The organism is bacterium, assembly GCA_035308905.1.
In the GTDB taxonomy this organism is placed as follows: domain Bacteria; phylum Sysuimicrobiota; class Sysuimicrobiia; order Sysuimicrobiales; family Segetimicrobiaceae; genus DASSJF01.
Map to the genome: position 1 here is coordinate 21834 of DATGFS010000006.1, position 12212 is coordinate 34045.

At 69.1% G+C, this 12212-nt stretch carries 12 protein-coding genes; 10 read left to right on the forward strand and 2 right to left on the reverse strand.

Features of this window, described 5'->3' with window-relative positions:
- The 5 genes from nthA to VKT83_01850 all read left to right on the forward strand — a co-directional run bounded on the left by nthA (position 1) and on the right by VKT83_01850 (position 6257).
- Entirely contained in the window at positions 1-651 is a 651-nt protein-coding gene (nthA, locus tag VKT83_01830; protein ID HLY21181.1) for a nitrile hydratase subunit alpha, read from the forward strand.
- The gene (gene nthB / locus VKT83_01835; protein ID HLY21182.1) at positions 648-1307 is read left to right on the forward strand and encodes a nitrile hydratase subunit beta; all 660 of its coding nucleotides are present in this window, start codon (positions 648-650) and stop codon (positions 1305-1307) included. The genes nthA and nthB overlap by 4 nt, the downstream gene beginning before the upstream one ends.
- A complete protein-coding gene (locus tag VKT83_01840) occupies positions 1294-1674 on the forward strand; it encodes a nitrile hydratase accessory protein (GenBank protein ID HLY21183.1) in 381 nt (126 codons plus the stop codon). The genes nthB and VKT83_01840 overlap by 14 nt, the downstream gene beginning before the upstream one ends.
- A gap of 77 nt (positions 1675-1751) precedes the next feature.
- Positions 1752-3083: an efflux RND transporter periplasmic adaptor subunit gene (locus VKT83_01845; protein ID HLY21184.1), complete on the forward strand. Its 1332-nt coding sequence runs from the start codon at positions 1752-1754 to the stop codon at positions 3081-3083.
- Entirely contained in the window at positions 3084-6257 is a 3174-nt protein-coding gene (locus tag VKT83_01850; GenBank protein ID HLY21185.1) for an efflux RND transporter permease subunit, read from the forward strand.
- A 2-nt stretch (positions 6258-6259) separates the two neighbouring features.
- On the opposite strand, the gene VKT83_01855 is transcribed toward VKT83_01850, so the two are convergent.
- Together VKT83_01855 and VKT83_01860 are read right to left on the reverse strand one after the other, a co-directional pair.
- Positions 6260-7072, reverse strand: a complete 813-nt coding sequence (locus VKT83_01855; GenBank protein HLY21186.1) for an aldo/keto reductase — start codon at positions 7070-7072, stop codon at positions 6260-6262.
- A gap of 4 nt (positions 7073-7076) precedes the next feature.
- Positions 7077-8945 carry an APC family permease gene (locus VKT83_01860; protein ID HLY21187.1) on the reverse strand — a complete coding sequence of 623 codons (1869 nt, stop codon included), beginning with the start codon at positions 8943-8945 and terminating at the stop codon, positions 7077-7079.
- Between the two features lie 74 nt (positions 8946-9019).
- On the opposite strand from VKT83_01860, the gene VKT83_01865 reads away from it, so the two are divergent.
- The 5 genes from VKT83_01865 (at position 9020) to VKT83_01885 (ending at position 12205) form a co-directional block, all read left to right on the forward strand.
- A complete protein-coding gene (locus tag VKT83_01865; GenBank protein ID HLY21188.1) occupies positions 9020-9403 on the forward strand; it encodes a RidA family protein in 384 nt (127 codons plus the stop codon).
- A gap of 21 nt (positions 9404-9424) precedes the next feature.
- Positions 9425-9847, forward strand: a complete 423-nt coding sequence (locus VKT83_01870) for a GNAT family N-acetyltransferase (protein HLY21189.1) — start codon at positions 9425-9427, stop codon at positions 9845-9847.
- A gap of 35 nt (positions 9848-9882) precedes the next feature.
- The gene (locus VKT83_01875) at positions 9883-10560 is read left to right on the forward strand and encodes a haloacid dehalogenase type II (protein HLY21190.1); all 678 of its coding nucleotides are present in this window, start codon (positions 9883-9885) and stop codon (positions 10558-10560) included.
- Complete coding sequence (locus VKT83_01880) at positions 10557-11834, forward strand: FAD-binding oxidoreductase (protein HLY21191.1); 1278 nt, start codon at positions 10557-10559, stop codon at positions 11832-11834. The genes VKT83_01875 and VKT83_01880 overlap by 4 nt, the downstream gene beginning before the upstream one ends.
- A gap of 89 nt (positions 11835-11923) precedes the next feature.
- Complete coding sequence (locus VKT83_01885; protein ID HLY21192.1) at positions 11924-12205, forward strand: DUF427 domain-containing protein; 282 nt, start codon at positions 11924-11926, stop codon at positions 12203-12205.
- Positions 12206-12212 lie beyond the last annotated feature (7 nt).

A 12212-nucleotide genomic window follows, 5' to 3' on the forward strand; every position in this document is an offset into this window, starting at 1 on the left:
ATGGACCACGACGGCCACGAGCACGGTCACGAGCACGGCCACGCCCATCAGGTCGTGCCGTCGGACCTCGCGCTGCGCGTCAAGGCGCTCGAGTCTCTGCTGGTCGAGAAAGGTCTGGTGGATCCGGCCGCGCTCGATGAGGTCGTCGACACGTACGAGCGCAAGATCGGGCCGCGCAACGGGGCGCGCGTCGTGGCGCGGGCGTGGGCCGACCCCGCCTACAAACGGCGCCTGCTCACCGATGCGACCGCGGCGATGGCGGAGTTCGGCTACGGGGGCGCGCAGGGCGAGCACATGCTGGTGGTGGAGAATACGCCCGACGTGCACAATCTCGTCGTCTGTACGCTCTGCTCATGCTATCCCTGGTCGGTGCTCGGCCTCCCGCCCGTCTGGTACAAGTCCGCGGCCTACCGCTCGCGCGCGGTGATCGATCCGCGCGGGGTGCTGCGGGAGTTCGGGCTCGATCTACCGGAGCACGTCGAGGTCAGGGTATGGGACAGCACGGCCGAGCTGCGCTATCTCGTGCTGCCGGAGCGGCCGGCCGGCAGCGACGGCCTCAGCGAGGACGAGCTGGCCGCGCTGGTGACCCGCGACGCGATGGTCGGCGTCGCGAAGGTGACGTTGCCGGCCGCGGGCGCGCCCCGAGCATGAACGGCGTGCACGATATGGGCGGCATGCACGGCATGGGCCCGGTGCCCTACGAGCGCGACGAACCGGTGTTCCACGAACCGTGGGAAGCCCGGGTGTTCGCGCTCAACATCGGCATGCGGGCGTGGCGCAGGTGGAACATCGACGCCGGCCGCTACGAGATCGAGCTGATCCCGCCGGCGGAATACCTGCGCATGACGTATTATGAGCGATGGTTGGTCAGGCTGGTCGAACTGCTGGTCAAACGCGACCTGGTGACGCGGGACGAGATCGACGCCGGCGCCCCCGCGCCGGGCGCCCGCAAGGCGCAACCGGTCCTCACCGCGGAGCGCGTGGCGTCGGTCGTCCGAAACGGCGCCGCCGCGAGCCGCGACGTGCCCGCGGTCCCGCGCTTTGCGGTGAACCAGCGCGTCCGCGCGCGGACGATCAATCCGGCCGGCCATACGCGCCTTCCGCGGTACGTCCGCGGACGGACCGGCACAATCGCGCGCGACCACGGCGTCTACGTCTTTCCGGACACCAACGCGCTCTTCCAGGGCGAGAAGCCCCAGCACGTCTACTCGGTGCGGTTCACGGCGCGCGAGCTCTGGGGAGAGCAGGCGCCGCCGCGCGACGCCGTCTATCTCGATCTCTGGGACGACTACCTTGAGCCGGCCTGACGCCGGCGCGGAGCGCCTCGCCGCTCTGCCCTCGCTCCCCCGTGATGCCGGAGGCCCGGTGTTCGCCGAGCCGTGGCAGGCGCAGGCCTTCGCGCTCGCGGTCAGCCTCTCGGAGCAGGGCTACTTCACCTGGAAAGAGTGGTCCGCCGCCCTCGCGGACGAGCTCAAGGCCGCCGCAAACCGCGGCGAGCCGGACGACGGGTCACAGTACTATCGACACTGGCTCGCCGCGCTCGAGCGCCTCGTCACGGCCAAGGGGCTGACCGACCCGCCGGCGATGCTCGCCAGGAAAAACGCCTGGGCCGAGGCCTACCGCCGCACGCCGCACGGCAAGCCGGTCGAGCTGCGCGCCGCCGGCCCCCGATAGACCGGGGGCGGAATATTTCCAACGCCCCGTCCGATCCCTTGTTAGACTGGTGACAATTTCGCGGGAGAGGGAGGCCCATGCGGCTTCGCACCGGCACGCGCGACATAGGCCCATGGGCGGCCCGGGCTGCGGTTCTGCTGATGGCCGGCGCGCTGGCCGGCTGCGGCCCCCGAGCCCGCGGCCAAAACCCGGCCGCGGCGGCGTTCCCGCCGCCGGCCGTCATCGTCACCGAGGCGATTCAGGCCACCGTCCCCATCTACGAAGAGGCGGTCGCGCAGACCGTCGCGGTGCAAACCGTCGCGCTGCGGGCGCAGATCGCCGGCACCCTCGAGCAGGTGTTGTTCAAGGAAGGCACCGCGGTCAGACGCGGTCAGACCGTGTTCATCGTCGATCAGCGGCCGTTCGTCGCGGCCCTGCAGTCCGCCCGGGCGCAGCTCGCGACCGCCCGCGCCAACCTGAATCAAGCCCTCGAGCAGGTCGCGCTGCGGCAGGCGCAGGCGCAGCTCGCCGCGCTCAAGGCGACGCTGGCCAACGCGCAGGTCCAGGTCAAGCGAGACCAGTACCTGGTGGCCCAAAAGGCCATCGCGCAGGAGCAGCTCGACAACGACGAGACGGCGATGAAGGCCGCGGCCGCGAACGTGGACGCGCAGGAGGCGGTGGTCAAGAACACCGCACTGTCCACCCAGACCGGGATCGAGCAGGCCCGGGCCGGCGTGCAGCAGGCGGACGCCGCCGTGACGCAGGCGCAGCTCAACCTGGGCTACACCACCGTCCAGGCGCCCCTCGACGGGATCATCAGCCTCCTCAACGTCGACCAGGGCAACCTCGTCGCCGTGAACCAGCAGCTCGCCACCCTCACGGCCGTGGATCCGATCATCGCCCAGATGTCCCTCAGTGAGGTTACCTTCCTCGATCTCGCCAAGCGCGCGGCGGCCGCCAACGGGCGGCCCGGCGCATCGGCGCCGGCGGCGCTCGGGTTTCAGCTCGTCCTGCCCGACGGCACCGTCTATCAGCATCCCGGCACGTTCCGCGCGGTCAACAACGCCGCGAACCCGCAGTCGGGGACCATTCTGGTCCAGGCGGCGTTCCCGAACCCGGAGCGCCTCCTGCGCGCGGGCATGTACGCGCGGGTGCGCGTGCGGACGCAGGACCGGCCCAACACCGTGCTCGTGCCGCAGAGCGCGGTCCAAGAGACGCAGGGCACGAGAACCGTTTTCGTCGTGGGTTCGGACAACTCGGTAGTGCTGCGAACGATTACCGACGGCGGAGCCTACGGTCCCTTCTTCGTCGTGCTCGACGGCGTCCGCCCCGGTGAGCGCGTGATCGTGGAAGGCATCCAAAAAGTCCGGCCGGGCGCGAAGGTGTCGCCGACGGTGCAGCCGGCGCCGCCCCTGCCCTCCGGGTCCTAGATGCTCAGTCAGTTCTTCATCCACCGTCCGATCTTCGCGATGTCGATCGCGATGCTGCTCGTGCTGGTCGGCGCGCTCTCGTACGCCGGCCTCCCCCGCGAGCAGTATCCGAGCATCAGCCCGCCGACGGTGACGGTCCAGACCACGTACGTCGGGGCGAGCGCCGCGGTCGTCGCGCAGAACGTCGCGGTGCCGATTGAAGAAGCGGTCAACGGCGTGTCCAGCGCGCTGTACATGCAGTCCCAGAGCACCGCGTCGGGGCAGTACACGCTCACGGTCACGTTCGCGCTCGGCACCAACCCGGACATCGACGCGGTCGCCGTGCAGAACCGGGTGAGCCAGGCCACGGGCAACCTCCCCGCCGCGGTCAACAGCTTCGGCGTCACGGTCCGGAAGGCGTCGCCCAACTTCCTGATGGGCTTCGCCCTGTACTCGCCGCAAGACAGCTACGACCCCGCGTTCCTGGCCAACTACGCGCTGATCCACGTCGTCGATCCGCTGCTGCGCGGACCGGGGGTCGGCAACAGCCTCGTCTTCCCGTCGCGCAGTTACGCGATCCGGGCGTGGCTCCGGCCGGACGCGCTCGGCGCGCTCGGCCTCACCGTAGGCGACGTGACCTCGGCGCTCACGGCGCAGAACTCGGTCGCCCCCGGCGGCCTCCTCGGCGAGCCGCCGCAGACCAACCAGAACACACAGTTCCAGTACACCGTGAACACCAACAGCCAGCTCGCCGATCCGAGCCAGTTCGGCCGGGTCGTCGTCAAGACGCTCGCCGACGGCAGCGTGGTCCATCTGAGCGACGTCGCGCGCACGGAACTGGGCGCCCAGGACTACGTGACGTACGGCTACTGGAAGGCCCACCCCGCCGCGCTGGTCCTGTTGCTGCAGAGTCCCGGGTCCAACGCCCTGCAGGCGTCCCAGGCGGCGCGGGCCACGATGACCCAGCTCGTGAAGACGTTTCCGCCCGGCATCACGTACGACGTCATCTTCGACACGACGAGCTTCATCACGGCGGCGCTCGGCGACGTGCAGCGGACGCTGCTGCAGGCGTTCCTGCTCGTGCTGCTCGTCGTGTTCGTCTTCCTGGGCACCGCGCGCGCGTCGCTCATTCCGATGCTGACGGTCCCCGTGGCGCTGATCGGCGCGTTCGCCGCCTTCGGCGCGCTCGGGTTCACCATCAACATCCTCACGATGTTCGCGCTGATCCTGGCGATCGGGCTCGTCGTAGACGACGCGATCGTCGTGGTCGAGGCGGTCGAGCGCCACATCGAGGAGGGCAGCACCCCGGTCGCCGCGGCCGAGCAGGCGATGCGCGAAGTCTCGGGGCCGGTCATCGCAATCGCGCTGGTGCTGGACGCGGTCTTCGTCCCGACCGCGTTTATCGGCGGCATCACCGGACAATTGTACCGGCAGTTCGCGCTGACCCTCGCCGCGTCCGTGACGATCTCGGCCTTCATCGCGCTGACCCTCACGCCGGCGCTCTGCGCGCTGCTGCTGCGCGGCCGCGCGCCGGCGCGCAACCCGCTCGGACGAGGCCTCGCCGCGTTCAACGCCGGCTTCCGCCGGGTAACGAACGCGTACATCGGCGGGGTGCGCCGCGCGATCAGGATCCGGTGGGCACTGCTCGGTCTCCTCGTCCTGATCGGCTTTCTCACGTTGCAGCTGCTCAGAATTCTGCCGTCGACGTTTGTGCCGATCGAGGACCAAGGGTTCTTCGTGTCGGCGTTCCGGCTGCCGGACGGCGCCTCCCAGGCGCGCGCGGAGGCCGTCGCCCGCAAAGCGATCCAGGCGGTGCTCCAGATCCCCGGCGTCACCGGGGTCGCGACGGTCGGCGGCTACGACGTGCTGACCCAATCGATCAATTCGAACACGTTCGCGATGTTCGTCCTGCTCAAGCCGTGGGACCAGCGGCGGACTCCGGACACGCAGCTCTTTCCGATTCTGATCCGCGCGAACCGCGCCTTCGCCGGCTTTCCCGAGGCCGTCGGCTTCGCCTTTCCGCTGCCGCCGCTGCCGGGCGTCGGCAACACCAACGGATTCCAGTTCATGCTGGAGGACCTGAACGGCAGCGGCGACCTCAACCGTCTGGCCCAAACGACACAAAGCGTGCTCGCCGCGGCGGCCCGCCACCCCGAGGTCACCTCGCTGTCGACCGGGTTCAGCACGAACGTCCCCCAGTTCAACGTTGAGGTGAATCGGGAAAAGGCCGGCACGTTCGGCGTCGCGGTGGACAGCGTCTTCCAGAGCGTCGGGGCGTTTCTCGGCGGGCTGCCGGTCAACAATGTGAACCTCTTCGGCCGCGTCTACAAGGTCATGATTCAGGCGGAGCCGGCGTACCGGATGACGCCGAGCGCGATCGGCGGACTCTACGTCCGCAACAGCAGCGGGGGCATGGTGCCGTTGAGCACGCTGGCCACCGTCACCCCCGGCACGGGCCCCAACCTGGTCACGCGCTACAACGGCTACTACGCAGCGGAGGTCGATGGGCAGGCGCCGTTCGGGGCGAGTTCGGCGCGGGCGATCACCGCGATGGAATCCGTCGGCACCACGTTGCCGGCCGGCTACGGGTACGAGTGGACCGGGCTCGCGCTCCAGGAGAAGCTCGCCTCCGGCGCGCAGGCGCTGATCTTCGTCCTCGCGCTCGTGCTGGTCTTTCTGCTCCTCGCCGCGCTGTACGAGAGCTGGAACATCCCGCTCAGCGTCATCCTCGGCGTGCCGCTCGCGGCGTTCGGGTCGCTGCTCGCCGTTCTGCTGCGCGGCCTCTTCTTCCGCGACGTCCAGAGCGATGTGTACGTGCAGATCGGGCTGGTCATGCTGGTCGGGCTGGCCGCGAAGAACGCGATCCTGATCGTGGAGTTCGCGAAGGAGCGGCACGAGAAAGACGGCCTCTCGATCCAGGACGCCGCGGTCGCCGGCGCGCGGCTGCGCTTCCGCCCGATTCTGATGACCTCGCTCGCGTTCATCTTCGGGGCGCTGCCGCTGGTGTTCGCCTCCGGCGCCGGCGCCAACTCGCGCCACTCGCTCGGCACCGGCGTGGTCGGCGGGATGACCATGGCGACGGCGCTGGGTGTGTTCTTCATTCCGGTGCTGTACGTGCTCGTGTCCGGCCGGGACCGCCGCCGCGATGTTCGGCGTACGGCGGAAGCGTCCGCCGGCCCAGCAGGGCCGGAGTAACCTCAACGGGCGTCCGCCAGCCGGGCCACCAGCGCCCGTTGCTCCGGCCCAAACCACGGCGAAGCGCCCGCCGCGGCGTTTTCGACCGCATGGGCCGCACTCGACGTCGCCGGAATGGCGACGTGGCAGCGGCGATCGCTCAAGATCCATTTCAACAGCGCGTGCGCCCACGTCGTGACGCCGAAGTCGCGAAGCGGCGCGAGCGCGGCCGCGTCCGGCGCCCGGCGCATAAGGGTACGCTCCCCGAACGGCCGCATCACGACGACGCCGAGCCCGAGATCGGCCGCGCGCGGCAGGATCTCGCGCTCGACGTCCCGCTCGAGCGGGTTGTAGGGCACCTGGATCGCCGCGATCCGCCCGGTGTCCATCACCCGCCGCAGCTCGCCGAACGACGACGGACTGTAGTGCGTCGCGCCGATCGCCCCCACCTTGCCCTCGTCGCGCAGGCGCTCGAGCACCGGTAGGTGTTCCCGCCAGGCCACCAGATTGTGGATCTGGTACAAATCGACGCGTCCGCCGAACCACCCGAGGGCGCGCTCGATCTGCCGCCGGCCCTCGGCGGGCGAGTCCGTCCAGACCTTGGTGAAGACCAGGACGTCCGGGCGGTGCGGCGCGAGCGCGGCGCCGAGGACACGCTCGGCTTCGCCGTACATCGGCGACGAGTCGAACACCCGGGTGCCGGCGCGGGCCGCCGCCTCGACGACCTGATGCGCGTTGCGCTCGGGACCGGCGCCCCGCACGTCGAACGTGCGCCACGTCCCCATCCCGATCACGGGGACCCGCACCCCCGCCGTGCCGAGTGTGCGCTCCTCCACGGCCCTAGACCCGAAGGTACCACGGAACCGTCATCACGCTGATCCGCTCGTTCCGCTTCAACACCAGGAGCGCCCGCAGCAATTCGGCTCTTTGATTGTGCAGCGGGTAATGGTACCAGTGCGGCTCGACCAACTCGGGAATCAGCACCACGATCTGGCGGTCCGACTGTACGGCTTCCACCCTCGCGATGTACTCGAGGATCGGCAAGATGACGTACCGGTACGGCGACGGCAGCACGACGAGGCGCGGGACCGGGAGGCCGGCCCGTTCCGCCGGTTCTTCGACGAGCCGGGGCCACTGCCGCCGAAGCGTCTCCGGCGTCTCGTCGGCGTCCACGTGCACGACGTGTACGTCGGGCGACATGTTCATCGCGAAGTGCAGCGCCTTCTCCGCGACCTTGTCCCAGCCCGCGACCGGCAGCACGACGATCGGTGGCTGGAGCCGCTGGATGTCGAGCGGCTTCGACGTGCCGACCTCCGCCCCAACCCGGCGGTAGTGGCGGTGGATGGCCAGCATCAGCGCGACGAGTCCCGGAATCAACACCACCGTCACCCACGCGCCGGCCGTGAACTTGGCGACCACCACGACGACGACGGTGACCGCGGTGGCGGCGGCGCCCAGGCCGTTCACCAGCATGCTGACCTTCGCGTGCGGGCCTCCGATCCGGCGCCAGTGCACGACCATGCCCGCCTGCGACAGCGTAAACGCGAGAAAGGCCCCGACGGCGTAGAGCGGGATCAGCCGGTCGGTCACGCCGTCGAACACGATCAGCAGCAGGGCGCACAGCGCCGCGAGCGCGTAGATGCCGTAGGAGTAGACGAGCCGGCGGCCGCGCAGCGCCGCGGCCTGCGGCAGATAGCGGTTCACCGCGACGGCCCGGCAGACGCGCGGGAAGTCCGCAAACGCGGTGTTCGCCGACAGCACCAGCACGGACAGGATCGACGCCATCGCAACGTAGTAAAACACGCCCCGGCCCGCGACCGCCGCCAGGAGCAGCGACAGCACGCTCTGGTACCCTTCTTCTCCCGGCATCGTCGCGCCAATGTGGTAGACCCGCACGAGATACGCGATGCCGGCCAGCATCAGGATCAGGATCGCGATGATGATGGTCAGCGTGCGCTGCGCGGTCTGCACCACCGGCTCGCGAAACGCCCGCACGCCGTTGCTCACCGCCTCCACGCCGGTCATGGCGGTGCAGCCGTTGGCAAACGCCTGCAGCAGCAGCCACGCGCCCAGCGCTTCCACGGGCGGCCGGAGCGGCGGCGGGGCGACGACTGCGGCGGGATGGCCCCCGCTCAGGATCGTCTTGAGGACGCCGACGCCGATGGCGCCGAGCAGGCTCGCGATGAACAGGTATGTCGGCAGCATGAACACCGAACCGGCCTGGCGCACGCCGCGCAGGTTAACGACCGTGATCCCGGCCAGGATCAGCAGGCACAGGCCCAGGGTGTGCCGCTGCAGGGACGGGACGGCGGACACGAGCGCGCCCACCCCGGCCGAAATGCCCACAGCGGCGGTGAGCACGTAGTCGATCAGCAGCGCCGCGGCCGCGAGCAGCCCGGCCTTGGCGCCGAGGTTCGCGCGGGCGACCGTGTAGGAACCGCCCCCGGTCGGGTACGCCGCGATCGTCTGGCGGTACGAGAAATAGACGATCGCGAGCAACACGATGATGCTGGCGCTGATCGGCGCCATGTAGGCAAGGCCGGCGGCGCCGAGCGGAATGAGCAGCGTGAGCGCGGCCTCCGGACCGTACGCCGCGGAGCTCAGCGCGTCGAGCCCGAAAATCCCGATGCCGCTGCCGGCGCCGACCCGCTCGGCGCGTTCTTCGGACGTCGCGAGCGGCTTTCCAAGAAGAACATCGGCCAGGGACATCAGCGCAGGCAATTCAGCAGGCGCGGGGCGAAGCCTCCTCGGGAAATGACGCCGATGCCCGGGAGGGACAGACGATGAAGCGTGAAGACGTCGCGGTTCGGGGGATGCATAAGACCACCGGCTACTCGCACGCGGCGAAGGCCGGCGGCCTCGTCTACGTGGCGGGGCAGATCGCGCAGGACATCGAGGGCAACCTGGTCGGCCGCGGCGACATCGAGGCGCAGGCGGTGCAGATCTTCGAGAACCTCAAGACCGTGCTCGCCTCCGCCGGCACGACGCTCGATCAGGTCGTAAAGCTCACAACCTTCGCGACCAGCGTCGTGTATCGTCAGAAGATCGCCGAGGTGCGCGCGCGGTACTTCGGCAACTACTTTCCGCCGAACACCTTCCTCGTCGTGGCCAGCCTCGCCACGCCGGACTACCTGCTCGAGATCGAGGCCGTGGCGGCTTGTCCCTGACGGATCTTGGGGAGACGCGCGATGGCGCAGATTCGCCGCATCGTTGAGAGCGACTTCGCAGCGGCGCACGGCCTGCTCGATCAGCTGATGCCGGCCGCCGTGGACCTCAGGCGGGCCATCTGGAACGATACCCTGGCCCACGGCAATTACGCCGCCTGGATCGCGGAGCTCGGCGGCCGGCCCGCCGGCTTCGTGGACCTCTTCGTCTTTCCCGACCTCGCGCACGGCCGCAACATCGCCCTCGTCAACAATCTCGTCGTGGACGAGCGGTTCCGGCGGCGCGGGCTCGGCGAGGAACTGCTGCAGCAGGCGATCACCCACTGCAGGCTCCACGACGTCGTGGAGCTGCACCTCTGGACCGAAGCGAACAACACTCAGGCGCAACGCCTGTACGAACGGACCGGCTTTGTCCGGCGCGCGGTCCTCATGGAGCTCGAGATGTGACCGGGAATTCCGTCGCCCCATAGCGCGGAGGGCTCATGGCCGCACCCGACACGGTTACGTTCGATTGTTACGGTACGCTCGTCGACTTCGATCTGGACCGCGTGACGCGGGACATCCTAAAGGAGCGCCTGCGGATCGACGGAGTCGACGAAGCGGAGTTTCTGCGCGACTTTCGCGTGATGCGGTTCCAGGCCGTGCTGGAAGAGTACCGGCCGTACAGAGACCTGCTCCGGGCAACCCTGGAACAGGCGATGCGGCTGCACGGCATGCCCTACCGTGGGCAGGACGGAGACGCGCTGGTTGCCGCCGTTCCCACGTTTGGCCCCTTCCCTGAAGTCCCGGGCGTCCTCGCGAGGCTGAAGCGACAGTACCGCATCGCGATCATCTCCAACACCGACGACGACCTCATCACAGGCAACGTTGAGCGGATCGGCGTCGGCTTCGACTTCGTGATCACGGCCGAGCAGGCACGGGCCTACAAACCGCAACGCGAGGCGTTCGACTTTGCCCTCCGCACGGTCGGCCGGGCGGCCGGCGAGGTAATCCACGTCGCGCAGGGATTCGAGTACGACATCATCCCGACGCACGGGAGCGGCATGCGCCGCATCTGGATCAATCGCAGCGGCCGGCGCGGCAGCAGCGCCGTCATGCCGTACGAAGAGCTCCCCGACATGTCCCGGCTGCCCGCGCTGCTCGGGCTTCCGTCGTCGTGAAGGACGTCCCCTACTGGATCGATACGGCGCCGGATTTCCCGGATCGCGCGGAGCGACCGCTGCCCGACGAGGTCGACGCCGCCATCGTCGGGGGCGGCATCACCGGCCTGAACGCGGCGATCGCGCTCGCGCGCAAGGGCGCCGCGGCCGTCGTGCTGGAGCAGGGCCGATTTGGGTCGGGCGCCGCGGGACGAAACGGCGGTATGTGCACCACCGGCGTCTCGGTCGGACCGGCGACGGCGGTGAAGCGGTACGGGCTCGCCGCCGCCCGAGCCTATCACAACGCCTACCGGGACGCCGTCGACTTCGTCGAATCGCTTGTACGGACGGAAGGGATCGACTGCGATTTCCGGCGCGCCGGCCGGCTGAGCGTTGCATTTCGACCGTCGCACCACGAACATCAACGCGCCACACAGAAGCTGTTGGCCGAGCAGTTCGGCCACGAGACGATCCTGATCAGCCCCGCCGACCTTCGAGCGGAACTCGGGTCCACGTACTACCACGGCGGCCTGCTCGATCCGCTGAGCGCCGGACTGCACCCCGGCAGGTACGTACGAGGACTTGCCGAGGTGGCGGAGCGGTCGGGGGCGCGGCTGCATGAGAAGACGAAAGTCACCGCGGCGCGGCGAGGACCGAACGGCCGCTACCATATCGCCACGCCGCGCGGGCGGCTCTCCGCCCGGCAGGTCTTGCTCGCGACAGACGCCTACACCACCGGCATCTTTCCGAAACTGCAGCGGCGCATGGTCGTGGTCGGCAGCTTCATCGTCGTGACGGAGCCCCTCGGCGACGAACTCGCGCGGGAGATCATCCCGCGCGGGCGGATGGTGGTGGACACCAAGAACATTGGTCACTACTTCCGGCTGACGCCGGACAACCGGCTGCTGTTCGGCGGACGGGCCCGCTTCGCCCTGTCCAACCCCGCATCTGACCGCAAGAGTGCCGCGATTCTCCATCGCGACATGATGACCGTTTTTCCGCAGCTCGCCGGAACGCGGATCGATTACGTGTGGGGCGGTCACGTCGGCTTTCCCGTCGACCGGATGCCGCACGCCGGCCAGATGGACGGCCTGTTTTACTCGATGGGATATTCGGGCCACGGGGTGCAAATGGCATCGCTCATGGGCGCGAAGATGGCCGAAATTATGGACGGACATCCCGAGGCCAATCCGTGGCGAGACCTGAAGGCCCGGGCATTTCCGACCTATGGCGGCACCGCCTGGTTCCTGCCGTTCGTCGGCGCGTACTATGGGCTCAAAGACCGGTTGGGCTGAGCCCGGTCCGCGGCGGATGATGAAACAACCCGAGGCTGTTCGGACGTGCTAACTTTGAACTGACGAAGGACGCGCGGAGGAACCGCACCATGAAAGCGACGTGGCAAGGTCAGGTCATCGCGCAGAGCGATCACACCCTCGAAGTAGGCGGGTACTGGTACTTCCCGAGGGATGCGGTGCGTATGGACATGCTGCGGGCGACCCCCAAGACCCCGCACGATCAGGAGTGTCCGCACGGCGTGCAGTTCTATGACGTGGTCGCCGGCTCGGCATCCAGTCCGCGGGCGGCATGGTCGTACGAAGCGCCGCGGGACTCGATGAGGAAGGTCGACCATTGGATCGGGTTCTGGGAGGACGTCGAAGTCGGCTAGTCTCCGT